General features: G+C 69.7%; 19 protein-coding genes and 1 tRNA gene. 7 read left to right on the top strand and 13 right to left on the bottom strand.

Features of this window, described 5'->3' with window-relative positions; all coding sequences use genetic code 11:
• Window positions 1-9: 9 nt before the first annotated feature.
• The 3 genes from LG380_RS00515 to pilG are packed head-to-tail and all read right to left on the bottom strand — an operon-like array spanning window position 10 to window position 1,322.
• Entirely contained in the window at window positions 10-540 is a 531-nt protein-coding gene (locus LG380_RS00515; protein ID WP_225763103.1) for a chemotaxis protein CheW, read from the bottom strand.
• Window positions 540-902: a response regulator gene (locus tag LG380_RS00510; RefSeq protein WP_225763102.1), complete on the bottom strand. Its 363-nt coding sequence runs from the start codon at window positions 900-902 to the stop codon at window positions 540-542. Before LG380_RS00510 ends, LG380_RS00515 begins: the two co-directional genes overlap by 1 nt.
• An 18-nt stretch (window positions 903-920) precedes the next feature.
• Window positions 921-1,322 carry a twitching motility response regulator PilG gene (gene pilG, locus LG380_RS15875; RefSeq protein WP_318780091.1) on the bottom strand — a complete coding sequence of 134 codons (402 nt, stop codon included), beginning with the start codon at window positions 1,320-1,322 and terminating at the stop codon, window positions 921-923.
• A 246-nt stretch (window positions 1,323-1,568) separates the two neighbouring features.
• On the opposite strand from pilG, the gene gshB reads away from it, so the two are divergent.
• Both gshB and LG380_RS00495 read left to right on the top strand, forming a co-directional pair.
• Window positions 1,569-2,519, top strand: a complete 951-nt coding sequence (gshB, locus tag LG380_RS00500; RefSeq protein WP_225763100.1) for a glutathione synthase — start codon at window positions 1,569-1,571, stop codon at window positions 2,517-2,519.
• On the top strand, window positions 2,516-3,403 hold the full coding sequence (locus LG380_RS00495; RefSeq protein WP_225763099.1) for an energy transducer TonB: 888 nt from the start codon (window positions 2,516-2,518) through the stop codon (window positions 3,401-3,403). The genes gshB and LG380_RS00495 overlap by 4 nt, the downstream gene beginning before the upstream one ends.
• A gap of 29 nt (window positions 3,404-3,432) precedes the next feature.
• Here the strand turns inward: LG380_RS00495 and tsaB are convergent, their stop codons facing one another.
• From tsaB to mrcB, 4 genes are all read right to left on the bottom strand, one after another.
• Window positions 3,433-4,137 (bottom strand): tRNA (adenosine(37)-N6)-threonylcarbamoyltransferase complex dimerization subunit type 1 TsaB, encoded by a 705-nt coding sequence (gene tsaB, locus LG380_RS00490; protein WP_225763098.1) that lies wholly within the window; start codon window positions 4,135-4,137, stop codon window positions 3,433-3,435.
• Between the two features lie 2 nt (window positions 4,138-4,139).
• Entirely contained in the window at window positions 4,140-6,176 is a 2,037-nt protein-coding gene (locus tag LG380_RS00485; protein WP_225763097.1) for an ATP-dependent DNA helicase, read from the bottom strand.
• A 63-nt stretch (window positions 6,177-6,239) separates the two neighbouring features.
• Entirely contained in the window at window positions 6,240-6,770 is a 531-nt protein-coding gene (locus LG380_RS00480) for a hypothetical protein (protein ID WP_225763096.1), read from the bottom strand.
• Between the two features lie 7 nt (window positions 6,771-6,777).
• Window positions 6,778-9,198, bottom strand: a complete 2,421-nt coding sequence (gene mrcB, locus LG380_RS00475; protein WP_225763095.1) for a penicillin-binding protein 1B — start codon at window positions 9,196-9,198, stop codon at window positions 6,778-6,780.
• Window positions 9,199-9,293: 95 nt separating this feature from the next.
• On the opposite strand from mrcB, the gene LG380_RS00470 reads away from it, so the two are divergent.
• Entirely contained in the window at window positions 9,294-11,393 is a 2,100-nt protein-coding gene (locus LG380_RS00470; protein ID WP_225763094.1) for a glycosyltransferase, read from the top strand.
• A gap of 30 nt (window positions 11,394-11,423) precedes the next feature.
• On the opposite strand, the gene LG380_RS00465 is transcribed toward LG380_RS00470, so the two are convergent.
• Entirely contained in the window at window positions 11,424-12,953 is a 1,530-nt protein-coding gene (locus LG380_RS00465; protein ID WP_225763093.1) for a hypothetical protein, read from the bottom strand.
• 56 nt (window positions 12,954-13,009) lie between these two features.
• A complete protein-coding gene (locus LG380_RS00460; protein WP_225766385.1) occupies window positions 13,010-15,163 on the bottom strand; it encodes a bifunctional (p)ppGpp synthetase/guanosine-3',5'-bis(diphosphate) 3'-pyrophosphohydrolase in 2,154 nt (717 codons plus the stop codon).
• A 60-nt stretch (window positions 15,164-15,223) separates the two neighbouring features.
• On the opposite strand from LG380_RS00460, the gene LG380_RS00455 reads away from it, so the two are divergent.
• The gene (locus LG380_RS00455) at window positions 15,224-15,739 is read left to right on the top strand and encodes a hypothetical protein (RefSeq protein WP_225763092.1); all 516 of its coding nucleotides are present in this window, start codon (window positions 15,224-15,226) and stop codon (window positions 15,737-15,739) included.
• 126 nt (window positions 15,740-15,865) lie between these two features.
• On the top strand, window positions 15,866-16,345 hold the full coding sequence (locus LG380_RS00450; protein WP_225763091.1) for a DUF4124 domain-containing protein: 480 nt from the start codon (window positions 15,866-15,868) through the stop codon (window positions 16,343-16,345).
• Between the two features lie 12 nt (window positions 16,346-16,357).
• Here LG380_RS00450 and hrpA read toward each other — a convergent pair whose 3' ends face one another.
• Window positions 16,358-20,479 carry an ATP-dependent RNA helicase HrpA gene (gene hrpA / locus LG380_RS00445; protein ID WP_225763090.1) on the bottom strand — a complete coding sequence of 1,374 codons (4,122 nt, stop codon included), beginning with the start codon at window positions 20,477-20,479 and terminating at the stop codon, window positions 16,358-16,360.
• A gap of 90 nt (window positions 20,480-20,569) precedes the next feature.
• Between hrpA and LG380_RS00440 the strand changes: the two genes are divergently transcribed.
• Together LG380_RS00440 and recQ are read left to right on the top strand one after the other, a co-directional pair.
• A complete protein-coding gene (locus tag LG380_RS00440; RefSeq protein WP_225763089.1) occupies window positions 20,570-21,115 on the top strand; it encodes a Dps family protein in 546 nt (181 codons plus the stop codon).
• Between the two features lie 166 nt (window positions 21,116-21,281).
• Window positions 21,282-23,087 (top strand): DNA helicase RecQ, encoded by a 1,806-nt coding sequence (gene recQ / locus LG380_RS00435; protein WP_225763088.1) that lies wholly within the window; start codon window positions 21,282-21,284, stop codon window positions 23,085-23,087.
• A gap of 87 nt (window positions 23,088-23,174) precedes the next feature.
• Here recQ and LG380_RS00430 read toward each other — a convergent pair.
• From LG380_RS00430 to queE, 3 genes are all read right to left on the bottom strand, one after another.
• Window positions 23,175-23,250, bottom strand: a tRNA-Lys gene (locus LG380_RS00430).
• Between the two features lie 61 nt (window positions 23,251-23,311).
• Window positions 23,312-23,983 carry a 7-cyano-7-deazaguanine synthase QueC gene (gene queC / locus LG380_RS00425; protein WP_225763087.1) on the bottom strand — a complete coding sequence of 224 codons (672 nt, stop codon included), beginning with the start codon at window positions 23,981-23,983 and terminating at the stop codon, window positions 23,312-23,314.
• Between the two features lie 156 nt (window positions 23,984-24,139).
• On the bottom strand, window positions 24,140-24,832 hold the full coding sequence (gene queE, locus LG380_RS00420) for a 7-carboxy-7-deazaguanine synthase QueE (RefSeq protein WP_225763086.1): 693 nt from the start codon (window positions 24,830-24,832) through the stop codon (window positions 24,140-24,142).
• Between the last annotated feature and the right edge of the window lie 43 nt (window positions 24,833-24,875).

Genomic DNA, 24,875 nt, shown 5'->3' with positions numbered 1-24,875 from the left:
CGGCGGCAATCAGGCCGCGGCTTGCCGGAATTCGGGAGTGCGGGAGAGCAGCGAGAGCGAGAACACGCCCCAGTCATGGTCATCGCTGCGGAAGGCACGATCGACGAAGTGGGCGTAGCGGCCCTGGGCGATGTCGCCGGCCTCGACCTGCTGGTGCAGTTCGAAGCTGCGCTGGCCGAACAGTTCGTCGATGGTGAGCGCGACGTCGCCGCCGGCCTGGCGCATGATCAGCACGCGCTGGCCTTCCTGGTAACCGGTGGGCTCGCCTTCAAGGAAGCACTTCAGGTCGACCACGGGGAACAGGTTGCCGCGCAGGTTGCCCACGCCCAGCAGCCAGGGCAGTGCGCCCGGCACTGGGGTCACCGGCGGCATCGGCACGATTTCCACCACCTCGCGGAAGTCGGACACCAGCCGGCGCTTGCCGACGCGATAGCCGACACCACGCCAGATGTCGGCCGAGAACTGCTTTTCCGGCAACTGGACCGCGTGGGCCAGGCTGCGTCGTTCGTAGGCTTCAAGGATGTCGAAGGGAGAGCGCATCAGCCCACCAGTTCGTTGATGCGCGCGATCAGTTCGTCCTCACGCGGCGGCTTGACGATGTAGTCGGTCGCGCCCTGGCGCATGCCCCAGGCCTTGTCGGTTTCCATGCTCTTGGTGCTGACGATCAGCACCGGGATGTTGCGGGTGGTGTCGTCGCGCGACATTGCGCGGGTGGCCTGGAAGCCACTCATCCCCGGCAGGACCACGTCCATCAGCACCAGGCTTGGTGCCTCGGTGCGTGCGATCTGCAGGCCATCCTCGGCATTGTCGGTGGCGAGCACTTCGTGCCCGGCCCTCTCAAGCCACTGCGTAAACACCGCCCGGTCGGTCGGTGAGTCCTCGATCAACAAGATTCGAGCCATTGTGCCTTTCCCCCCTGGTCAGGCGTTGACGTATGTGCGGATTGCGCCCAGCAGTTCTTCGCGAGTGAATGGTTTGGTGAGGTATTGCTCGGAGCCGACGATGCGGCCGCGGGCCTTGTCGAACAGCCCGTCCTTGGACGAGAGCATGATCACCGGCGTGCTCTTGAACAGCTGGTTGCGCTTGATCAGCGCGCATGTCTGGTAGCCATCCAGGCGCGGCATCATGATGTCGACGAAGATGATCTGCGGCTGCTGGTCGGCGATCTTCGCCAGCGCTTCGAAGCCGTCGGTCGCGGTCACGACCTCACAGCCTTCGCGCTTGAGCAGCGTCTCGGCCGTACGGCGGATGGTCTTCGAGTCATCGATGACCATCACCCTCAGACCTGCGAGTTCCCCACCCGCAGCCATGTTTTCAACCATTGCAATTATCCCCGAGCGCGCGACGCTTCTGATGTGGCGCCGCTGCGAAAGCGCATCTATATCCCAATACCGGCGAATACTGTCAAGCGACACCGCAGCGGCGGGGGCGCGCGGAAACCAGTTTTGATAAGCGTCACACTTTGACGCGCACCGTTCCTTCCCCGTTGGCTCCGCCCTTTTCACCCCGGCTGGGCGGTTCCAGCGGTTAGCCGCTAACATCGCCTACTTGTCCGCCGGATTCAACTCATGCCGTTCGACGTCATCGTGGTGATGGACCCCATCGCCCACATCAAGATCGCCAAGGACACCACTTTCGCGATGCTGCTCGAGGCGCAGCGCCGCGGCCACCGCCTGCAGTACGTGGAACCGGGTGGACTGGCCCTGCGTGGTGGCACCGCGGTGGCGAAGACCGCCCCCCTGCAGGTCAGGGAAGACAAAAATGACTGGTTCAGCCTGGGCGGGTTCACCGAACAGCCGTTCGGCCCGGGCCAGGTCGTGCTGATGCGCAAGGACCCGCCGGTGGACGGCGAGTTCCTCTATGACACCCACGTGCTGTCGGTGGCCCAGCAGGCCGGCGCGATGGTGGTCAACAACCCGCAGGGGCTGCGCGACTACAACGAGAAGCTGGCGGCACTGCTGTTCCCGCAGTGCTGCCCGCCGACCCTGGTCAGCCGCGACGCCAGGGCGCTCAAGGTCTTCGTGCTGGAACACGGTCAGGCCGTGCTCAAGCCGCTGGACGGCATGGGCGGGCGCTCGATCTTCCGCTCCGGACAGGGCGACCCCAACCTCAACGTCATCCTGGAAACGCTGACCGAAGGCGGCCGCAAGCTGGCCCTGGCGCAGCGCTTCATCCCCGACATCAACGCCGGCGACAAACGCATCCTGCTCATCGACGGGCAGCCGGTGGACTACTGCCTGGCGCGCATCCCGCAGGGCGACGAGTTCCGCGGCAACCTGGCCGCCGGCGGCCGCGGCGAGGGCCGTCCGCTGAGCGAGCGCGACCGCTGGATCGCCGCCCAGGTCGGGCCGGAGATGAAGCGCCGCGGCATGCGCTTCGTCGGCCTGGACGTGATCGGCGACTACCTGACCGAGGTCAATGTCACCAGCCCGACCTGCGTGCGCGAGCTCGACGCCCAGTTCGGCCTGAACATCGCCGGGCTGCTGTTCGACGCGATCGAGGCCGACCTGCCGCAATGAGCGCGGTGGCGGCCCCTGCCCTGTCCCCGCGGGCGCGCGAGGATCAGCGCTTCAGCGCGACCCTGGTGCTGTCGCTGGTCGTACATGGGCTGTTGATCCTGGGCGTGGGCTTTGCGGTGGACGACAACGCCCCGCTGGTGCCGACCCTGGACGTGATCTTCAGCCAGACCAGCACCCCGCTGACACCAAAGCAGGCCGACTTCCTCGCCCAGGCCAACCAGCAAGGTGGCGGCGACCACGACAAGGCGCAGCGCCCGCGCGACAGCCAGCCCGGCGTGGTGCCGCAGCCGCGGGCCGGCTTGGCGCCGGTGCCGCAGCAACGCCAGGACGCAGCCGCGCCACCGCCGCCGCAGGCGCGCGTGGTCAGCAGCCAGCATGGCGAACATCAGGTTGCCAAAAGCCAGGCCCAGCCGCTGCCCGAACAGCCGCGCCCGGATGCCGCACGCACCGCCCGCGAGCAGCGTGATGCGGAAATGGCGCGACTGGCCGCCGAGGTGCACCTGCGCTCGGAGCAGTACGCCAAGCGCCCGAACCGCAAGTTCGTCTCGGCCAGCACCCGCGAATACGCCTACGCCAACTACCTGCGTGCGTGGGTGGACCGCGCCGAGCGCGTGGGCAACCTCAACTATCCCGACGAGGCGCGCCAGCGCCGGCTCGGGGGCCAGGTGGTGATCAGCGTCGGCGTGCGCCGCGACGGCAGCGTGGAGAGCAGCCGCGTGCTGCGTTCCAGCGGCTCGCCGCTGCTCGATGACGCGGCGCTGCGGATCGTGCAGCTGGCCCAGCCCTTCCCTGCCCTGCCCAGCACCGACGAGGACATCGACATCCTGCAGGTCACCCGCACCTGGGTATTCCTGCCCGGTGGCGAGCTGCGCGACGACCGCTGAGCGGCGCGTCGCCTGCAAGAGGCGTTTGATCAGCGTCTGGAAGCGCGCAGTGCCTGCTGCTCGACCAGGGTCAGGGCCACGTTGTTGCGCAGGTAGGCCGGCTCGACCAGCTCCGGAGCGATTGCCTCGCCACGGGCATGCGCGGCCAGCGCCAGGGTCAGCACGTCCGAGGCGCGCGGCAGCGCCTGCGCATCCACGCCGACCAGACTGGTTTGCAGGCGGGTTGCGAGTGCGCCTTCGCCGGCGGCAAAGCCGGTTCCCACCCCGTGCCAGTCACCGGCCACGAACGACATGTCGATGGCATCCGGCGCGCCGACCACCTCGGTCGACAGCGGCTGCCACTGGCCATCGCGCTGCTCGAAGGCGCCGGCATAGACCTCGCCCATCCGCGCATCGATGCTGGCCAGCACCCGACCGGCCCCGGCCGGCGCGCGCAGTGCAAGCGCCTGCAGCGTGGACACCGGCAGCAGCGGGCGGTCCAGCGCCAGCGCGATGCCCTGGGAGATGGCGATGGCCAGGCGCACGCCGGTAAAGGCGCCCGGGCCGCGCCCCAGGGCGATGGCATCAAGCTGGCTGCGCGCGATCCCGGCCTCGGCCAGCAGCGCCTCGGCCCACGGCAATGCCAGCTCGGCATGGCGGCGCGGGGCGATCTCGTAGCGCTCCAGCACCTGGCCGTCGACATGGAGGGCGACCGAACAGGCTTCGGTGGCGGTTTCGAACGCGAGCAGTTTCATCGTCAGGGATCTTCGTGTTGCAGGGAAAAAGCCGGGACATCATGCACCGTCCCGGCTGAAAGGTCGGCCAGCGCCGGGTCCGGGGCGAAGAACGCCTGGACGTCGGCCAGTTCACGGGTCCGCGAGAACGGCGGCAGCGAATCGAGGAATACCCGCCCGTAGCCGCGCGAGAGCAGGCGCGGGTCGCACAGCACCAGCACGCCGCGGTCGGTCTCGCTGCGGATCAGCCGGCCCACGCCCTGCTTGAGCGCGATCACCGCCTGCGGCAGCTGTTCCTCGCGGAACGGATTGCCGCCGTCGCGGCGGATCGCATCCAGCCGCGCCTCGAATACCGGGTCCTCCGGCGCGGCGAAGGGGAGCTTGTCGATCACCACCACGCTCAGCGCCTCGCCGACCACGTCCACGCCCTCGCGGAAGCTGGCCGAGCCCAGCAGCACGCCGTTGCCGGACTCGCGGAAGCGCTGCAGCAGGGTGGCGCGCGGCGCCTGCCCCTGCACGAACAGCGGCCACGGACCGTCGCGCAGCGCCTCGGCCGCCTCGCGCAGCGCGCGGTGCGAGGCGAACAGCAGGAAGGCGCGGCCACCGGAGGCTTCCAGCACCGGATGCAGCGCACGGATCAGCGCGGTGCCAAAGCCGCGTGCGGCCGGATCGGGCAATCCACGCGGCAGGTAGCACAGCGCCTGCCGCTGCCAGTCGAACGGACTGGGCTGGACCAGGGTGACCGGATCCTCCAGCCCCAGCCGCGCGGCGATGTGGTCGAAGGAACCATCCACGGTGAGCGTGGCCGAGGTGAACACCCACGAGGCCAGCGAGCGCTGGCGGTGTTCGCGCAGCGGCCCGGACACGTCCATCGGCGTGCGCTGGCAGCGGAAGCCACGCGGGGTGAGTTCGTACCAGAGCACGTCGGCCGAAGGCGGCGGCGCGTCTTCCGGTTCGGCCTCGAAGTCGGGCAAGGGCGCGTCGTCGTCCAGCCAGCGGGCGAGCCGGTTGACCCCTTCCAGCGCGCGCGCATGGCAGGCATCGAGCCCGGGCGAGGCCTCGCGCACGCCGGCCAGCGCATCGCGCAGCTGCACCAGCGCGCTCATCAGCGCATCGAAACCATCGCGCACCTGCGGCATCGCCAGCGCCCGCCACTGCGTACCGCGCGCCGGCAGGCCTTCCATCGCCACGCGTAGCTCGCGCAGCGCCTGGTCCAGCCCGGTGGCCGCCGGCTGCAGGCTGGCCTGGGCGCCGGCCACGCTGCGGCATTCGGCCAAGGTGTCGCGCGCCAGTTCCTGCCACGGGCGCATGCCGAAACCCTCGCCGAAGAAGTTGGCGGCCAGTTCCGGCAGCTGGTGCGCCTCGTCGATCACGAAGGCCTGCGCCCCCGGCAGGATCTCGCCAAAGCCTTCCTGTTTGAGTGCCAGGTCAGCCAGCAGCAGGTGATGGTTGACCACCACCACGTCGGCGGCCTGCGCCCGCTGCCGGGCCTGCACCACGAAGCACTCTTCCCAGAACGGGCATTCGTTGCCCAGGCAGTTGTCGACGGTGGAGGTGACCATCGGCAGCAGCGGTGAGTCGTCGGGCAGCGCCTCCAGCTCGGCGATGTCGCCAAAGCGGGTCCGCCCGGCCCAGCTGACGATGCGCTGGAACTGCGCGACCTGCTCGGTGATGGTGAAGCGCGACTCGCCGCGCGCCTGCTCCAGCCGGTAGCGGCACAGGTAGTTGGCCCGCCCCTTGAGCAGGGCGCTGCTGTGGCCGATGCCCAGCGCGGCGCGCACCCGCGGCAGGTCGCGGTGGTAGAGCTGGTCCTGCAGCGCGCGGGTGCCGGTGGAGATGATGGTCTTCAGGCCGGACAGCAGCACCGGCACCAGGTAGGCGTAGGTCTTGCCGGTGCCGGTACCGGCTTCGGCCAGCAGTACGTCACGCTGGTCGAAGGCCTCGGCGATGGCGGCGGTCAGCCGCAGCTGTGCCGGTCGCGGGACAAAGGCATCCAGCTGCTGCGCGAGGGCGCCGCCCTCGTCGAGGGCCTGGCAGCTGGCATGGGCAAGATGGGACATCGGGTGCGGAGGGACGACTGCGGCGGCTCGGCCAGCATAGCCGCCGCGGCCATCAGGCGTGCATCAGAAGCGCTGCACGCCCGGCACGGTGCAGCTCGCGATCTGCGCCTTCGCCGAGGCGGCGTTCTCGGCTTCGCCACGCGCCAGGTGCGACTGCTCGACCGTGGCCCAGTGACGACGGCACAGCGGGCCGGTCTTCGAACCCAGTTCCAGCGCCTTGCGCGCCAGGGTCCCGGCGCGCGGCCAGTCGCCCTGCAGCACTGCGATCTCGGCGCGCTCCTGCAGGATGCCCGGGTCGTTGTCGACCCGCAGCAACGCCTGGTCCAGGGCATCGCCGGCGGCCTGCAGGTTGCCAGTCTCGCGCTGCTGGCGGGCCAGTTCGCGCAGGTCATCCACTTCCGGGTCGCGCAGCGGCTGGATGGTCAGCTCGGTGTCGTCGACGCCGGCCGCGGTTTCGATGGCGGCCATGCGCTGGGCCGGCGTGGTGGTATCGACCGGCACCTGCGGCGCCGGGGCCGGGGCAACGCAGCCGGCCAGCACCAAGGCAACGGCCAGCGCTACGGGAAAACGGAAGTCAGGAAAGGATGAGGGCATGACGTGATTATCGTGCGGGTTCATCGGTGGCGGGGGCCGCTTCGGGTTCCTCGCGGCGGCGGTCCAGGCCGAACCAGCTACGCCAACCGCCGCTGCTTTCGGCCTCGCCCTCTTCCTCTGGCAGCACCTGCGGCGGCGCGCACGGCGCGTACGCCGGGGCGTAGCCGACCACGAACGGGAAGCGACGCGCACCCGGGCAGCCTTCGTCGGTGGCGTTGCTGCCACTGCCGTCGATCCACTGCCAGTCCAGGCCGTTGTTGCTGACCTTCAGCGGCGCACTGGGCAGGTTGCGGAAGATACCCGACCACACCCGCATTGCGCCGGTGGCGCCGTACAGGCCGGTCTGTTCGTTCTTGTCATTGCCCATCCACACCACGGCCAGGTGGTCACCGGTGTAGCCGGCATACCAGCTGTCGCGGCCGTCGTTGGAGGTACCGGTCTTGCCGGCGGACTGCAGCCGGCCCAGTCCATCGGCGTTGAGTCGCGAGGCGGTACCGCTGGACACCACCTGCTGCAGGGCAATGCTGATCAGGTTGGCGGCGATCGAGTCGCCTTCCTGCGCCGGTGCCGGGGTCTTGTCGTAGCGCTTGAGCAGCTTGCCATCGTGATCGACCACGCCGCGCACCGCATGCAGCGGCTGGATGCGGCCACCGGAGGCGAGGAACTGGTACAGCTGCGTCATCGCATACGGGCTCTGGTCGGTAGCGCCCAGGATCACCGAGGGATTGGACTCGGCCTTGATGCCGGCCAGCACGTTGACCAGGTGGGTGATGCGCTCCGGCCCCACCGACATGCCCACGCGCACCGTGGACTGGTTGTAGGAATGGGCCAGCGCATCGATCAGGCGTACCGTGCCGTGGCTGCGGTTGTCCGAGTTCTTCGGCGACCACTGCTTGCCGCGGCTGAGCTGCACCGTCACCGGCGAGTCATCCACCCAGCTGGCCAGCGAGTAGCGCTCGGGCTGGGCCAGCGCCAGCAGGTAAACGAAGGGCTTGAGCAGTGAACCAACCGGGCGCTGCGCCTCGATCGCGCGGTTGAAGCCCGGCGAATCCACGTCGCGGCTGCCGACCACGGCCAACACGTCGCCGTTGTGCACGTCGGTCACCACCACGCCGGCCTGCAGTTCCGGGCGGCGCTTGTTTTCCAGCGACTTGATCGTGTGCGTCACCGCTGCTTCGGCGTGGGCCTGCGCCGAGGGCGACATGCCGGTGAACACGCTCAGCCCCGCGCCCTGCAGCACGCTCTCCGGATAGTCGTTGCCCATCTGCCGGCGCACCAGGTCGATGTAGGCCGGGAAGCGGTTGGCTGCGCCCAGGCCGGGGCTCTTGACCACGCCCAGCGGCGCAGCCGCGGCGCGGTCGTGTTCCTTCTGATCGATCAGCCCGGCTTCCAGCAGCTTGCCCAGCACGAAGTTGCGCCGGTCCAGCGCACGCTGCGGATGGCGACGCGGGTCATAGAACGGCGGTCCCTTGACCAGGCCGATCAGCAGCGCGACGTGCTCGGTGGCCAGCGAATCGAGGTCGCGGCCGAACCAGAACTCGGCGCCGGAGGCGACGCCATGGATGGCCTGGTTGCCGCGCTGGCCCAGGTAGACCTGGTTGAGGTAGGCCTCGAGGATGGTGCGCTTGTCATAGCGCGCTTCCATGATCAGTGCGTACAGCACCTCGTTGAGCTTGCGCGTGACCGTCTGTTCCTTGCCGATCCCCAGCAGGCCGCTGCGGGCCAGCTGCTGGGTCAGCGTGGAGGCGCCCTGACGCGTCTGGCCGCCGGAGCGTACCAGTACCCACACCGCACGGGCGATGCCGCTGAGGTCGATGCCATGGTGGCGGCTGAAGTCCTTGTCCTCCACCGCCTGCAGGCCGGTGACCAGCAGGTCGGGGGCCTCGTCGGCGCGGATCAGGCGGCGTTCTTCCTGGCGCTGGCCGTACAGGGTGGCGATGCGCGCCGGATCCAGTCGGGCGGCCTTGAGCGCGGCGTGGCTGTCGGCATCGCGCAGGCTGGCAACGCGGCCACCGGACAGGCTGACCTCCACGCGGCGCGGCGCCACGCGACCATCGACGTCGACATAGCCTCGGCTGGAAATGACGAAACGGCTGCCGTTGACCGCGTAGGTGGCCGGGGCCTTGCCGACGCCGTCGTCGCGGTAGGACGCCGCGGCCAGCTCGGTCTTCAGGTTGGCCGCATCCATCGCCACGCCCGGGGCCAGCACCACCGGGCGCGCATACACCCGGGTCGGCACCTGCCAGCGCAGCTCACCGAAACGCTGGGTGACCTGCTGGTTCAGGTACAGGGTGTAAGGGATCAGGAAGCCCAGCCCCAATGCCACCGCGGCCATGCCCCAAGTGATGAGGCGGCGACGCCACAACGGCCAGCTGCCGTTGTTGTTGTCGAGCTCGTCGGAATCGTCGGAATCGTAACGTCGAGGCACGGGGATGCGAGAATGTCGGGTCGGGCGAGTCTAACGCAGCCACGTGAGGCGACGTTGAGGCGCCCTTTCCCCCGCTTAAGCTGGAGTTGTACCGGATGCCGATGTCCGTGGCCGACGCGCGTTATCTGATCAATCGCCTGGCCGGCCTGCTGCAACGGACCCTGTCGAGCCTGCGCACCCGCGGCTGGCGCGCGACCTGGCAGCGGATCCGGGTCCACGCCCGGCCGGTGCCGGCAGCCCAGCGCCCGGCCCTGTACCAGCCGGACGCGGCGCCGTTCGCGCCGTTTGGCGTACCCGCCAGCCCGACCCCGCGGGCCAGCATCATCATCCCGGTGTTCAACCACGCCGCCCACACCCTGGCCTGCCTGCGCGCACTCGCTGCCCATCCGCCCGCCACGGCCTGCGAGATCCTGGTGGTCGATGATGGCAGCAGCGACGACACCCAGGCCTGGATGGCCCAGGTCGAAGGGCTTTGCTACCACCGCCGCCAGAGCAATGGCGGCTTCATCGCCAGCTGCAACGATGGCGCGCGTCTGGCGCGCGGCCAGTACCTGGTGCTGCTCAACAACGACACCGTGCCCCAGCCCGGCTGGCTGGATGCGCTGCTGCCCACCTTCGACCAGGTACCCGATGCCGGGCTCGTCGGCGCCCAGCTGCTCTACCCCGATGGCCGGTTGCAGGAGTCCGGCGCGGTGGTGTTCGCCGACGGCAGTGCGTGGAGCTATGGCCGCTTCGAGGCCGCCGATGACCCGCGCTACGCAAGCCTGCGCGATGCCGACTACTGTTCCGGCGCGGCGTTGGCGATCCCGCGCGAACTGTTCGAACGCGTGGGCGGGCTGGACGTGCGCTACGCGCCGGCCTACTACGAGGACGCCGACCTGGCCTTTGCGGTACGCGCAGCGGGCAGGCGGGTGCTTGTGCAGCCAGCCAGCCGCGTGGTGCATGACGAAGGCACCAGCAATGGCACCGACGCCGGCAGCGGGATCAAGGCCTACCAGGCCCGCAACCAGCAGATCTTCGCCGCCAAGTGGGCGCGCGAGCTGGCCGCGCAGCCGGCCCCCGGCAGCGTCCCCGACCCCGCCCTGCTGCATCGCCACCAGCGCCAGGTGCTGATCCTGGACGAAGCCGTGCCGCGGCCGGACCGCGATTCCGGCTCGCTACGCCAGTTCAACCTGATCCGCCTGCTGGTCGAAGGGGGCGCGCACGTGGTGTTCGTGCCGGTACTCGGCGCCCACGGCGGTGCCGCGACCCTGGCCTTGCAGCAGCTGGGCGTGGAGGTCTGGCACGCACCCTACCTGCAGGGCATCGGCCGCTGGATCCGCGAACACGGATCGCGCTTCGACGTGGCGATGATGGTCCGCCACCAAGTCGGCAGCGAGTGCCTGCCGCTGCTGCACCGCTACGCACCGCAGGCGCGCACGGTGCTCGATACCGTGGACCTGCACTACCTGCGCGAACGGCGCGGTGCCGAGCTGGCCGGGGATGCCGCCCTGTTGCGCAGTGCCGAGCGCACCCGCGCCCGCGAGCTGGCGGTGATGGCAGCGGTGGACACGGTGCTGGTGGTCAGCGCCGCCGAGCGCGAGCGGCTGCGCGCCGATGCGCCCCGGCTCGACGTCGAGCTGGTCTCCAACCTGCACGAGGTATCCGGCGCTGGCCCGGGCTGGGCGCAGCGCCATGACCTGGTGTTCGTCGGCGGCTTCCGCCACCCGCCGAACGACGACGGCGTGCGCTGGTTCATCGGCGAGATCTTCCCGCGCATCCGTGCGCGCCTGCCCGATGTGCAGTTCCACTGCATCGGCAGCGAGGTCCCCGATGCGATACGCGAGCTGGCGCACTCCCAGCCCGGGGTGTGTCTCCACGGCTACGTGGCCGACCTGCTGCCATACATGGAGGGTGCACGCGTGGCCGTGGCGCCGCTGCGTTTCGGTGCCGGGGTGAAGGGCAAGATCAACCTCAGCATGGCTCATGGCCAGCCGGTGGTCGGCACCACCTGCGCGGTGGAAGGCATGCACCTGCGCGACGGCGAGGATGTACTGGTGGCCGACGATGCGCAGGCCTTTGCCGACGCGGTGGTCCGTGTCTACCAGGACGAGGCAACCTGGCAGCGGCTGTCGGACAATGGCCTGCGCAACGTGGCCCGGCACTTCTCGCTGGATGCCGCACGCGACACCGTAGCCCGCGTGTTCCTGCACTGAGCCGGCCCTGCCCGGCCCTCGCGCACCGGGTCAACGGTCGCGGGTAACCGCCACGTCGCGCAGCCGCTGGGCAAACCCCGCGATCTCCGGCGTGGCCGGGTCCAGCGCCCGCGCCTGCTGCAGCGCCTCCCGGGCGAACGTGGCATCGCCTGCGCGCAGGCGCTCGCTGCCGACCGCGATCCAGTGCTGGGCGAGCCGGCGTCGTGCACCGGGCAGACCGCTATCGGTCGGTGCCAGGGCTTGCCAGGCATCCAGGCAGGCACCGGCGGCGCGCACCCGGTTCTGCGGCAGGTGCTGCTCGAAACAACGCCGTGCTGCCGGCAACAGCCGCTGCAGGGCGCGGCGTACCCGTGGGTCGGCAGGCGCCAGCGCCTGTGCCTCGCGCAGGGCATCGAAGGCACTGTTGCCCGGCGGCAGCAGCCAGTCACCCTTGGCCTCGGCCGCTTCGAAGCGGGCCAGCAACTGCCGCAGCCGGCGCTCGCGCTGGGCCCCTGTTTGCGGCGACTCCAGGCTGCGCTGTGATTGCCGCGCCCGCTCCAGCGCCCGTTCGGTGGTTTCCAGCTGGGGGGCATCGGGCTGCAGCGTACGCGCCGCATCGAGCGCCTTCCGTGCGGCCTCGAACTGGAAATCGGCGGCCAGCCGCTGGGCCTCGTCCAGATGGCGGGCGACCGTGCGATCCAGCCCCCGGCGTGCGGCCTCGTCCTCCGGCACGGCGGCGAGGATGGCGGCGAATGTTTCGCCGGCACGTGCCAGGCGGCCGCGGGCCAGGTCCTGGCTCGCGCGCTGCCGGCGCTGGTCCAGTGCCTCGTTGAAAGCGGCCCGGGCGTCGGGAAGCTCGATGTGGCCGGGGTCGTACTCCTGGACCCGCTGCAGCACACCTGCCGCGCCGGCCAGGTCCCCTTGCGCCAGTTTCTGCCGGCCCCCGGCGAGCAGCTCGGACAGTGCATCCTCGCGGCCCTCCAGCGCTTCGAGCCGATCAGGCTGTTGCGCCAGCACCAGCTGGTACAGCGGCAGCGCCGCGTCATCGGCCCCATCGAGATGACCGGCATGGTGGGCGCCCTGCGCGCGCAGCAGCAGCAGTTCCACGCCACCGGGATCGGCTTCCAGCGCGCGCAGGCTCGCCGAAAGCTCCGCCACTTCCTGGCGGGGCACCTGCAGCTCGGAGGCCAGTGCAAGCGACTGCCGCGCGCGCCCGGGCTCGCGTTGCTCCAGCGCCTCGCGTGCCCGGGCCAGCGCCGCCTCGCCGGTCCGGACCAGCGCGCGATTGACGTCCGCGCGGTCGCTGTCCAGCGCCAGCGCGGCCTGGAACAGCTCGCGTGCACCGCTGCCATCGGCCGCGCTCAGGTTGCCCTTGGCCAGTGCCGCCTCGCCTTCTTCCAGCAGTTGCTGGATGCGCGAGTCGGGCCACATCCACTCCGCCAGCGGGGCGCGGAACACGGTGACAAGCACCGCCAGCACCGCGGCCACCAGCAGCCCCCAGCGCCACAGCCGGCGCGCACTCCAGACCATGGCCAGCCACCAGCGCAACGAGCGCGGCAGCCGCGACCACAGGGTTGTCATCCGTCCTTCGGCGGGTACTGGCCGTTCCATCAGGGCAGCTTAGCGGGGCGCGGGTGTCAGCCGAGTCGACGCGCTTCATGCACGCCAGGCAGGGCATCGAGCTTGCCCAGCAGGCGCGAGAGCTGCTCGTAGTCGCTGACCTTCAGGCGCAGCCGCAGCAGGGCCTGGTCGCTGTCGCGCACGTTGTCGCTGTTGATGTCCAGCACGTAGGCGTCTTCCTGCGCGATCAGGTTGGTGATGTCCTTGAGCAGCCAGCGCCGGTCCATGGCGCGCACCTGCACCGACACCTCGTAGCCGGAGCCGGCCTGGCCCCACTCCACCGGCAGCACGCGCTGCGGGTTGGCTGCGGACAGGCGCTGGAAGGACGCGCAGTCGATGCGGTGCACGGTGACCCCGCGGCCACGGGTCAGGTAGCCGGCAATCGGCTCGCCGGCCACCGGCTGGCAACAGCGCGCCAGCTGCGACAGCAGGTTGCCCACGCCCTGCACGGTGAAGCGCGATTTGCCGATGTCGTCGCGGCGCGCGGTCGGGCGCGGCACCGCCGGTGCGGGTGGTTGCGACTGCGCGCGCTCGGCCTCGAGCAGCGCACGGCTGACCTGGCTCGGCCCGGTATCACCCAGCGCCACCTGGATGTAGAGGTCATCGATGCTGTCGGCGCGGAACTTATTCGCCGCCAGCGCCAGGTCGGCCTGCTGCAGGCCCAGTCGCTTGAGTTCGCGCTCCAGCAGTTCGCGGCCGGCCTGGACGTTGCGCGCGCGGTCGAGCTTGTGGAACCAGGCGCGGACCTTGTCGCGCGAACGGCCGCTGGCCAGGAAGCCGTTGGCCGGCAGCAGCCAGTCGCGCCTGGGATCGGGCTCCTTGCCGGTCAGGATCTCGACCCGGTCACCGCTGCGCAGCCGGTAGCCCAGCGGCACGATGCGGCCGTTGACCTTGGCCCCGCGGCAGCGGTGCCCGACCATCGTGTGCACGTGGTAGGCAAAATCCAGCGGCGTGGCGCCGGCGGGCAGGTCCATCACCTCGCCCTTGGGGCTGAGCGCGTAGATCCGGTCCTCCACCAGCTCAGCGTCGAAGGCGCCGGCAAGCTCGGCGCCGCCGGATTCCTGCGACTGCTCCAGCAACTGCCGCATCCAGGTGATCTTGCGGTCGAAGGCCTTTTCCGCGCCCTTGTTGCCTTCCTTGTACTTCCAGTGCGCGGCCACGCCGAGCTCGGCCTGCCCATGCATTTCGTGGGTGCGGATCTGCACCTCGACCGTGCGTCCTTCCGGGCCGATCACCGCGGTGTGCAGCGAACGGTAGTCGTTGGCCTTGGGCCGGGCGATGTAGTCATCGAACTCGCTGGGCACCGGCGCCCACAGGGCATGCACGATGCCCAGCGCGGCGTAGCACGAGGCCACGTCGCCGACCATCACCCGCACCGCGCGCAGATCGTAGAGCTGCTGGAACGCCAGCCGCTTCTTCTGCATCTTCCGCCAGATGCTGTAGATGTGCTTCGGCCGCCCGCTGACCTCGGCGGCGATGCCGTGCCTGGCGAGCTCGCGCGACAGGGTCTTCTTGACCATCTCCACGTAGCGTTCGCGGGCGACGCGGGTTTCGTCGACCTCGCGGGCGATGTGGCGGTAGGTCTCCGGCTCCAGGTGGCGGAATGCCAGGTCTTCCAGCTCCCACTTCAGCTGCCAGATGCCCAGGCGGTTGGCCAGCGGCGCGTGGATGTCGCGGGTCAACTGGGCAAGCGCGCGACGCTCGGCCTCGGGCATGCGGTCGGCCGCGCGCATCCGCGCCAGTTGCCGGGCCAGCAGCAGTGGCACCACGCGCAGGTCGCGGACGATGGACAGCAGCAGCCGGCGCAGGCCCTCGCTGTTGCGACCGGCTTCGCGCCCGGCGTGCAGCGCCCAGACCTGGTCGGCCGCGTCCTGCCCTTCCAGCAGGCCCGCCACCATCGGCGCCAGCGTGCCCAGCGGCAGTTGCGGCAACTGCGCACGCAGCCCCGGCAGGTCGAACAGCAGCCCGGCCGCGACCATGCCCTCGTCGGCCGACAGCAGCGCCAGCGCTTCAAGCTCGTCGCGCAGCACCGGCCACGGCAGGCCGGGCTCGTGGGAGACGTCCGGCTGCGCCCACGCCTCCAGCATCGCCTGGCGCAATGCCGGCGACAGGACGGCCACGGAGGGGTGCTGCAGCAGGGCTTCCAGCCCGGGGGGAGAAGAGCGGGTCACAGCGATCAATCGCAAACGGTTGGCCCTACACTAGCGCCCAATCCTCTCCGGGAACAATCCATGAGCCTGACACGTTCGATCACGCTGGCCGGATGCCTGTTCGCCGCGCTGGCAACCGCGATGCCGGCCGATGCGCAGCGCGCCCGCGGCGACCTGCAGCAAGAGATGACGCCGGCCGAGTTCAAGGCCGCCGGCCTGGACAAGCTGACCACCACCGAGCTGGCCGCGCTGAACAACTGGCTGCAGGGCAAGGTCGAGCAGGTCGCCACCACCGCGGTGAAAGAAGCACGCGAGCAGGGCCGCCAGGAAGCGATCCGGCAGAACCGCGGTTTCTGGGGCGACGGCGGCTCGTCCGAGCCGATCAAGGCCAGGCTCGAAGGCGATTTCACCGGCTTCGGCAAGGGTCGCATCTACACGCTGGACAACGGCCAGCAGTGGGAACAGACCGATGCCTCCACGCTGACCGGCCTGCGCGGCACGGCGCTGCCGGTGCGCATCACTCCCGGCCTGATGGGCGTGTGGTACATGCAGGTCGAAGGCCGCAACACCCGCGCCAAGGTGCGGCGGATCAAGTAGGCCATCGCGGAACCACGCCGGGTGCCGGTACATCCCCGGCGCCGATCGGCGATACTCCGCGCCGGCAGCGGCGGGCACTGACCAGGGGAGTGCCCGTCGCCATCACCTCACGCTACGGGGACACTGATGCGATCGATCCACATGATGTTGCTGCTGGCGCTGCTCCCTGGAGTGGCTGGCGCCCAGGTCTACAAGTGCAAGGGCCGCAATGGCGAATCGGTGTACTCGCAGGATCCCTGCGACGGCAACACCACACCGATGGCACTGAAGGTCAGCAAGCCGGCCAGTCCCGGCGGCAATGATGGCGCGGGCAGCAACTCGGACAGCGCCATGGACTATTGCGTGGCCAATGCCAGCGCGGTGATCTACGGCCCGTCCAACGACCGCGTGGCCACCCTGCAGGAGCGCGTGGCCGCGCTGCAGCAGCAGGCCATCGCCGAGCCGGGCAATGCCAACGTGCGCGGGCAGATCGCCTCGCTGCAGCAGTCGATCGCGCGCGAGCGCGCCTCGGCCACCGCGCAGCTGTCCACTGCACGGCGGCGCTGCGCCGAGGAAAACGCCGCGCCGCCCGGCACCCCGTCCGGCGGTTCCACCTCGGACAGCTGACGCTGCGCGGGCTCAGCCGCGCAGCGCGGCCACCCGCTGGGCCAGCTTCTTGGCCGACACGCCGGACTTGCCGCCCAGCTCCTGGGCAAACAGCGACACCCGCAGTTCCTCGATATCCCAGCGCAGCGCCTGCCATTGCGGGCGCTGCTGCAGGCCGCGCGCCTGCGCGTCCTCCAGCGCATCGAGGAACGGCTTGAGCTCGAGCATGCGCGCCTGGTCGCGCGGCGGATCGCGCTTGGCGCGTTCGGCACGCAGGATCATCGCCTTGAGGTAGCGCGGGTACTGCGCCAGTGCCGCGGCCGGGGTCTGCCGCAGGAAGCCGGCGTGCACCAGCGCAGCCAGCTGCTGCTCCATGTCGTCCAGGTTGCCGCGCGCCCAGCCCATCAACGGCGCTTCCAGCTGGGGCTTCAGTTCAGCCACCAGCGAGAGGATGTTCTCGGCCAGCTTCAGCCGCTCCATCGCCTCGCCGAACAGGCGTTTTGCCGCGTCGTCACGACGCGCGCCGAATGCGGCCGGATCGCGGATGTCCTCCAGCCCCTCGGCCAGCACCGCGTTCATTGCCGCATCCACCAGGTCGCCGCGCAGGCGTTCCTGCGATTCGATGGCCGCGTACAGCAGGCCGGTCTTGGGCGACACCGGCAGCTGCTTGCGCGCCTGCTTGGCCTTGTCGGCCAGGGCGATCTCCAGCAGCCGACGCACGCCCTGTGGGTGCGCCTCGGCCGCCTCTTTGCGGTCAGCGAAGATGCGCAGCGCCGCGCTGTCGCCCAGGTCTACCAGCGCCGGCCACGCCGGCACCCCGGCTTCGCCCGGCACCTGCAGCGGGATCGGCGTGGACGGGAATTCGCGCAGGCCCTCGGCCGCCAGCGCACGCCCGGCGCGTGCGGCGAAGGCCTGGCCGGCACGATCACCGAAGCGGCCACGCAGCGCGTCCAGGTCGCGCGAGGTCGCCAGCACCTTGCCCTGCTCGTCGCGCAGGCGCAGGTTCATGCGCAGGTGCGGCTCCACGGCGGCCTCGTCGAAGTCGGTAGCCGCCACCGCCGCGCCGGTGGCGCGCGACAGGAAGCGCGCCAGCTCGCCGCGGATGTCGTCGGCCGAGGGCTGCGGGAAGGCCTCGAAGAACGCGCGGCCGAAGTCTGGCGCCGGCACGTAGTTGCGGCGCATCGCCTTGGGCAGCGAGCGGATCAGGGCCGCCGCCTTGTCGGCGACGAAACCCGGGGCCAGCCACGACAGCCGCGCCGGATCCAGCGCGTTGAGCAGGTGCAGCGGCACCTCCAGGGTCACGCCGTCATCCTCGGCACCGGGCTCGAAGCGGTAGTGCAGCGCCAGCCGCGCATCGCCCAGCGCGAAATACTTCGGGTAGCGGTCCTGCTCGCTGCCTTCACCCGGCAGCAGGTCGGTCAGCGTCCACTGCAGCGCGCGGCGCTTGTCCGGGGGCAGTTCCTTCCACCAGGCATCGAGGCGGCTGGCCGAATGGATCTCGGCCGGAATCCGGTCCAGGTACCAACGCGCCTGCCAGGCCTCGTCGGCGACGATGCCGGCGCGGCGCAGCTTGGCTTCTTCCTCGCGCGCCTGCTCCAGCACCTTGAGGTTGTCGGCGACGAAGCCGGCACGGGTATTGATCTCGCCGGTGACCAACGCCTGGCGCACGAAGATGTCGTGCGCCTCGCCCGGGTTGATGCGGCCGTAGTGCACCGGCTTCTTCGGTGCCAGTACCAGGCCGAACAGGCTGATCTGTTCGGAAGCGAGCACCTGGCCCTGGGCACGCGACCAGTGCGGGTCGAAATGCTTGCGGGCCAGCAGGTGCTGCAGCTCGTTGATCGCCCAGTCCGGCTCGATCGCGGCATTGGTCAGGCCCCATACGCGCTGGGTGTCGAGCAGCGTCGCGCTGAGCACCCACGGCGGCGGCTTCTTCGCCAGCGCCGAACCCGGGAACAGATGGAAGCGGCGCTGGCGCGGTGCCTGGAAATCGCCCTTCTCGGTGCGATGGCCGAGCTGGGTCGGCAGGCCGGCTAGGATCGCGCGATGCAGCGCCTGGTAGGCGGCTGCACGCACCTTCTCGCTTACGCCCGGGCCGGCATCCTGGGCGGCGCGTGGCGCCGGTGCGCGGGCCGGTGCCGGCGCCGGTTCGCTCTTGCCCTCGCGCGCCAGGCGCGCAGCGCGGTGCAGCTGGCCACGGGTGGCGCGGCGCGCGGCTTCATCCGAGGCACTGGGCGCGGCTTGCGGCGGCCCGGACAGCAAGGCCGGACCGAGGTCGCCCGCGCCAGCATCCCAGCCCAGTTCCTCGCACAGCAGGCGCAGCTGGCGGTGCAGCTCGCGCCATTCGCGCATGCGCAGGAAGCCTAGGAAGTTGCGTCCGCACCAGTCGCGCAATCTGGACTGGGTCAGTTCCTCGTGCACTTCGCGGTAGCCCTCCCACAGGCGCAGGATGCCGAGGAATTCCGAGCGCGGATCGGTGAACTTCGCATGTGCGTTGTCGGCGGCCTCGCGCGCTTCGGGCGGGCGCTCGCGCGGGTCCTGGATGCCGAGGAAGGCAGCGATCACCAGCATCTCGCGCAGGCAACCATGCTGCTGGGCGGCGACCAGCATCCGCGCCAGCTTCACGTCCACCGGGAGGCGTGCCATCTGCCGGCCGATCGCGGTGAGCTTGCGGTCCTTGTCCACCGCGCCCAGCTCGGCCAGCTGCTGCCAGCCATCGGCCACGGCGCGCTCGTCCGGCGGCTCCAGGAACGGGAAATCCTCGATCCGGCCCAGGCCCAGCTGCAGCATGCGCAGGATCACGCCGGCCAGCGACGAGCGGCGGATCTCCGGATCGGTGAACTCCGGGCGCGCGGCAAAGTCGGCTTCCGAATACAGCCGGTAGCAGATGCCCTCGGCGATACGGCCGCAGCGGCCCTTGCGCTGGTTGGCGCTGGCCTGGGAGATCGGCTCGATGTGCAGCCGGTCCAGCTTCTGCCGCGGGCTGTAGCGCTTGATGCGGGCGTGGCCGGGATCGATCACGTAGCGGATGCGCGGCACCGTCAGCGAGGTCTCGGCCACGTTGGTGGCCAGCACCAGCCGCCGCTTCGGGCCCGGGTTGAACACCCGGTCCTGGTCCTTGACCGACAGCCGCGCGTACAGCGGAAGCACCTCGGTCTCGCGGTATTTGCGCCGCTCCAGCGCCTGGTGCGCGTCGCGGATCTCGCGTTCGCCGGGCAGGAACAACAGCACGTCGCCGCGCGGATCAATGCGGGTGATTTCATCGACGGTGGCGACGATGGCCTCGTTGACCGAGACCGGGTCGGCATCGGCCTCCTCGGCGTTGCCGCGGCCCTTGCCCTGGCTTTCCGGCGTGCCGCGGATCTCCTCCAGCGGCCGGTAGCGCACTTCCACCGGATAGGTGCGGCCTTCGACGCTGACCACCGGCGCATCGTCGAAATGTTTTGCAAAGCGCGCGGTGTCGATCGTCGCCGAGGTGACGATCAGCTTCAGGTCCGGCCGTTTGCGCAGCAGCGTCTTGAGATAACCAAGCAGGAAGTCGATGTTGAGGCTGCGCTCATGCGCCTCGTCGACGATGATCGTGTCGTAGGCCGAGAGCCAGCGGTCGGAGGCGATCTCGGCCAGCAGGATGCCGTCGGTCATGAACTTGATGCGGCTGTCATCGCCCACGCGGTCGGTGAAACGCACCTGGTAGCCGACGATCGTGCCCAGCTCGGACTGCAGCTCCTCGGCCACGCGGGTGGCCACTGCGCGGGCGGCGATGCGTCGCGGCTGGGTGCAGCCGATCATCCCGGCCACGCCACGACCGGCGGCCAGGCACAGCTTGGGCAGCTGGGTGGTCTTGCCCGAGCCGGTCTCGCCGGCCACCACCACCACCTGGTGGTCGCGGATCAGCTCGATGATGCGCGCGCCCTCGCGGGCGATTGGCAGTTGCTCGTCCAGCGTGACCGAGGGCTGCGCCTGGGCCCGGGCCTGGCGCCGCTGCAGCGACACCTGCAGGGCCTTTTCAAACGACTCGGCCAGCCCGGCATTGCCCGGCTGCGCCCGCCATCGGGACCACAGGCCCAGCAGGCGGCCACGGTCGCGGGTCATCGCGCCATCGACGGCCTCGCGGCGACTGGCCAGCTGCGCCGGCGGGGGGGTGTTGATAGCGCTCATCTATGGCCCAACGTGAACATCTGAATGACAAAACATGGCTTAGTCTGGCTATTGTGACGTCATACCCCATCCACTGGAGGACAACCTGCCATGGCCCAGAGCACCGCAACCCAGAAGACCAGCGCGAAGCAGAAACTCGCCGCCGCCGCACCGTCGGCACCGAACATCGATATCGGGATCAATGACAAGGATCGCAAGGAGATTGCCGACGGCCTGTCGCGCTTCCTCGCTGACGCGTTCACCCTGTACCTGAAGACCCACAACTTCCACTGGAACGTGACCGGGTCGATGTTCAACTCGCTGCACAACATGTTCATGGATCAGTACACCGAGCAGTGGAACGCACTGGACGACGTGGCCGAGCGCATCCGCGCCCTGGGCTACAACGCGCCGGGCTCGTACAACGAGTTCATTGAGCTGACCTCGATTCCGGAAGAACCGGGCCTGACCGACAGCGCCGACTGGCGCGAGATGGTGCGCCAGCTGGTTGCCGGCAACGAGGCCGTGTGCCGCACCGCGCGCAAGGTGCTGAAGGTGGCTGACGACGCGGGCGACGATCCGTCGGTGGACCTGCTGACCCAGCGCCTGCAGACCCACGAAAAGTACGCCTGGATGCTGCGCTCGCTGCTGCAGTAATCCTCCCAGCTCCCGGTCCCCCCGCGGACCGGGACCTGCCCACGGGCCGGGCGACTGCCGGCCCGGCGCGGCCTGAGTGCATTTCCCACCCGGCGCGACGGAGTTTTCCGGCCCAAGCGACCCAGTCCGCGGCAACCGTGCGACATGCGGCGGGTAACATAGGCCGATGCCCCATTCCCCCGCGCAGCACCTGCTTTCCAGCGTCTTCGGTTACGACGCGTTCCGTGGCAACCAGCAGGACATCGTCGAGCACGTCGCCGCCGGCAACGATGCCCTGGTCCTGATGCCCACCGGCGGTGGCAAGTCGCTGTGCTACCAGATCCCCGCCCTGCTGCGCGACGGCACCGGCATCGTCATTTCCCCGCTGATCGCGCTGATGCAGGACCAGGTGGAAGCCCTGCGCCAGGCCGGCGTGCGCGCCGAGTTCCTCAATTCCACCCTCGATGCCGAAACCGCGGCGCGGGTGGAACGCGGGCTGCTCGCCGGCGAGATCGAGCTGCTGTACGTGGCTCCCGAGCGCCTGCTCACCGGCCGTTTCCTGTCGCTGCTCGATCGCAGCCGGATCGCCCTGTTCGCGATCGACGAGGCGCACTGCGTGTCGCAGTGGGGCCACGACTTCCGCCCGGAGTACCGCCAGCTCACCGTGCTGCACGAGCGCTGGCCGGGCGTGCCGCGCATCGCGCTGACCGCCACCGCCGACCCGCCGACCCAGCGCGAGATCGCCGAGCGCCTGGATCTTGCCCAGGCCCGGCATTTCGTCAGCTCCTTCGACCGCCCCAACATCCGCTACACCGTGGTGCAGAAGGACAACGCCAAATCGCAGCTGCTCGATTTCCTGCGCGCGCATCGTGACCAGGCCGGCATCGTCTACTGCCTGTCGCGGCGCAAGGTCGAGGAGACCGCCGGCTTCCTGTGCGAGAAGGGCTTCAACGCCCTGCCCTACCACGCTGGCCTGCCGGCGGAGGTGCGTGCGGCCAACCAGCGCCGTTTCCTGCGCGAGGACGGCATCGTGATGTGCGCGACCATCGCCTTCGGCATGGGCATCGACAAGCCGGACGTGCGCTTCGTCGCGCATACCGACCTGCCCAAGTCGATGGAAGGCTACTACCAGGAAACCGGCCGCGCCGGCCGCGATGGCGAGCTCTCCGAGGCCTGGCTGTGCTACGGCCTGGGCGACGTGGTGCTGCTCAAGCAGATGATCGAACAGGGCGAGGCCACCGAGGAGCGCAAGCAGCTCGAACGGGCCAAGCTCGACCACCTGCTCGGCTATTGCGAGTCAATGCAGTGCCGCCGCCAGGTGCTGCTGGCCGGCTTCGGCGAGACCTATGCCCAGCCATGCGGCAACTGCGACAACTGCGTTACCCCGCCAGCGGCGTGGGACGCCACGATCCCGGCGCAGAAGGCGCTGAGCTGCGTCTACCGCAGTGGCCAGCGTTTCGGCGTCGGCCACCTGATCGACATCCTGCGTGGCAGCGAGACCGACCGCATCAAGCAGCTGGGCCACGACCAGCTCAGCACCTACGGCATTGGGCGTGACCTGGACAGCCGCGCCTGGCGCGGCGTGTTCCGCCAGCTGGTTGCTGCCAGCCTGCTGGAGGTCGATGCCGAAGGCCACGGCGGGCTGCGCCTGACCGACGCCAGCCGCGACGTGCTCAAGGGCCGCCGCCAGGTGATGATGCGCCGTGAAACCACCAGCGCCGCGACCCGAGACCGCAGCAGCGCGCCGCGCAGCGGGCTGCCGGTGCAGCCCCAGGACCTGGCGCTGTTCAACGCCCTGCGCGGGCTGCGCGCCGAGCTGGCACGCGAGCAGAACGTGCCGGCCTTCGTGATCTTCCACGACAGCACACTGCGCAACATCGCCGAGCAGCGCCCGACCAGCGTGGATGCGCTGGCCCGGGTCGGTGGCATCGGCGGCAGCAAGCTGGCCCGCTACGGACAGCGCCTGGTGGAAATCGTGCGCGAGCAGGGCTGAGCGCCGCAGCGGCACGCCCGCCATCGCACAAACAAAAAGCCCCGGAATCTCCGGGGCTTTTGTCTTCCGGCTTGCGCCGGCCTTTGATGGTGGGCCGTGAAGGATTCGAACCTTCGACCAAAAGATTAAAAGTCTTCTGCTCTACCGACTGAGCTAACGGCCCAAACAAAGACCCGGCCGCAGCCGGGGTTGCGTAGTCTAGCGCAAGAACCCCGGCGACGGAATCAGACGTAGCGGGTTGGGTCGGCCATTCCCGCGGCAGTGAAGCCATCGGCGCGCAGGCGGCAGGCGTCGCACTGTCCGCACGCGCGGCCATCCATGTCGGCACGGTAGCAGGACACGGTCAGGCCAAAATCCACGCCCAGGCGCTGGCCTTCGGCGGCAATCTGCGCCTTGCTCAGGTACTGCAGCGGCGCGTGCACGGTGACGCCTGCGCCTTCCACGCCGGCTTTGGTGGCCAGGTTGGCCAGCGTCTGGAAGGCGGCGATGAATTCGGGGCGGCAATCCGGATAGCCGGAATAGTCCACGGCGTTCACGCCGCAGAAGATGTCGTTGGCGCCGAGCACTTCGGCCCAGCCCAGGGCCAGCGACAGCATGATGGTGTTGCGCGCCGGCACGTAGGTGGACGGGATCCCGGCACCGCCGGCCTGTGGCACGTCGATGGCGTCATCGGTCAGCGCCGAGCCGCCGATGCTGCGCAGGTCCACGTCGACCACCTTGTGCCCGGCCACGCCAAGGGCGCCCGCCACGCGCGCGGCGGCTTCCAGCTCGGAGGTGTGGCGCTGGCCATAGCGCACGCTCAGCGCATAAACCTCGAAGCCCTGCTCCTGGGCGATGGCAACCACGGCGGCCGAATCCATGCCGCCGGAAAGAAGCACGACTGCTTTCTTCTTCATTGAACTTGTCCGGATGGGGGAGAAACGCCAGCACGCTGTCCCGCGCCGGTGGTGATGCCCGGCTCGCGGGCACCAGTTGCCATCAACCGAGCTGGCGGCAGCAGGTGATTTTACGCCAGTGCCGCGACGACGATCGCGACCGCAGCACGCTGCGGCTCAGCGGCCAGGCTCGTCGTTCCACAGAAGCTTGTGCAGCTGCATCTGGAAACGCACCGGCAGCCGATCGGCCACGATCCAGTCGGCCAGGTCGCGCGGCGCCAGTTCGCTCTTGCTTGGCGAGAACAGCACCATGCAACGCTCGTGCAGACGGTGCTCGAGCACCATTGCGCGTGCCCATTCGTAGTCCTGGCGACCGCACAGCACGAACTTGACCTGGTCACGCGCGGTGAGCAGCGCCAGGTTCTCCAGCCGGTTACGCGCCATCTCGCCCGAACCCGGTGTCTTGAGGTCGACCACGCGCGAGACACGACTGTCGACGCCACTGATGTCCAGTGCGCCGGAAGTCTCCAGCGACACGTCCAGCCCGGCATCGCACAGTTTCTGCAGCAGCACCAGGCAGCGCTTCTGTGCCAGCGGCTCGCCGCCGGTCACGCAGACGTGGCGCACGCCATACCCGATGACCTCGGCCACGATCGCATCGATGTCCCACCAGGTGCCACCATGGAAGGCGTAGGCGGTATCGCAGTAGGTGCAGCGCAACGGGCAACCGGTCAGGCGCACGAACACCGTCGGCCAGCCGGCGGTGTCGGCTTCGCCCTGCAGCGACAGGAAAATCTCGGTGATCTTCAGCCGCGGCAGGGGCGACTGCACGATCTCGCTGGGAACAGCGGCGTCGGCAACGGAATTCATGGGGCTCATTATGCGCGCCGTGCCCGGTGGCACGGCGCTGCAA

This window comes from Stenotrophomonas sp. Marseille-Q4652, assembly GCF_916618915.1.
GTDB lineage: Bacteria > Pseudomonadota > Gammaproteobacteria > Xanthomonadales > Xanthomonadaceae > Stenotrophomonas.
This window is presented reverse-complemented; position numbering and strand designations above follow the sequence as displayed.

What these genes read in the sequence shown, in the direction of transcription:
- LG380_RS00450 (WP_225763091.1), top strand. Translation starts at nt 15,866, where the DNA reads ATGCGATCGATCCACATGATGTTGCTGCTGGCGCTGCTCCCTGGAGTG.
- LG380_RS00495 (WP_225763099.1), top strand. Translation starts at nt 2,516, where the DNA reads ATGAGCGCGGTGGCGGCCCCTGCCCTGTCCCCGCGGGCGCGCGAGGAT.
- tsaB (WP_225763098.1), bottom strand. Translation starts at nt 4,137, where the DNA reads ATGAAACTGCTCGCGTTCGAAACCGCCACCGAAGCCTGTTCGGTCGCC.
- hrpA (WP_225763090.1), bottom strand. Translation starts at nt 20,479, where the DNA reads ATGAGCGCTATCAACACCCCCCCGCCGGCGCAGCTGGCCAGTCGCCGC.
- LG380_RS00455 (WP_225763092.1), top strand. Translation starts at nt 15,224, where the DNA reads ATGAGCCTGACACGTTCGATCACGCTGGCCGGATGCCTGTTCGCCGCG.
- queC (WP_225763087.1), bottom strand. Translation starts at nt 23,983, where the DNA reads ATGAAGAAGAAAGCAGTCGTGCTTCTTTCCGGCGGCATGGATTCGGCC.
- gshB (WP_225763100.1), top strand. Translation starts at nt 1,569, where the DNA reads ATGCCGTTCGACGTCATCGTGGTGATGGACCCCATCGCCCACATCAAG.
- LG380_RS00515 (WP_225763103.1), bottom strand. Translation starts at nt 540, where the DNA reads ATGCGCTCTCCCTTCGACATCCTTGAAGCCTACGAACGACGCAGCCTG.
- LG380_RS00480 (WP_225763096.1), bottom strand. Translation starts at nt 6,770, where the DNA reads ATGCCCTCATCCTTTCCTGACTTCCGTTTTCCCGTAGCGCTGGCCGTT.
- recQ (WP_225763088.1), top strand. Translation starts at nt 21,282, where the DNA reads ATGCCCCATTCCCCCGCGCAGCACCTGCTTTCCAGCGTCTTCGGTTAC.
- LG380_RS00510 (WP_225763102.1), bottom strand. Translation starts at nt 902, where the DNA reads ATGGCTCGAATCTTGTTGATCGAGGACTCACCGACCGACCGGGCGGTG.
- LG380_RS00440 (WP_225763089.1), top strand. Translation starts at nt 20,570, where the DNA reads ATGGCCCAGAGCACCGCAACCCAGAAGACCAGCGCGAAGCAGAAACTC.
- pilG (WP_318780091.1), bottom strand. Translation starts at nt 1,322, where the DNA reads ATGGTTGAAAACATGGCTGCGGGTGGGGAACTCGCAGGTCTGAGGGTG.
- LG380_RS00465 (WP_225763093.1), bottom strand. Translation starts at nt 12,953, where the DNA reads ATGACAACCCTGTGGTCGCGGCTGCCGCGCTCGTTGCGCTGGTGGCTG.
- LG380_RS00470 (WP_225763094.1), top strand. Translation starts at nt 9,294, where the DNA reads ATGCCGATGTCCGTGGCCGACGCGCGTTATCTGATCAATCGCCTGGCC.
- queE (WP_225763086.1), bottom strand. Translation starts at nt 24,832, where the DNA reads ATGAATTCCGTTGCCGACGCCGCTGTTCCCAGCGAGATCGTGCAGTCG.
- LG380_RS00485 (WP_225763097.1), bottom strand. Translation starts at nt 6,176, where the DNA reads ATGTCCCATCTTGCCCATGCCAGCTGCCAGGCCCTCGACGAGGGCGGC.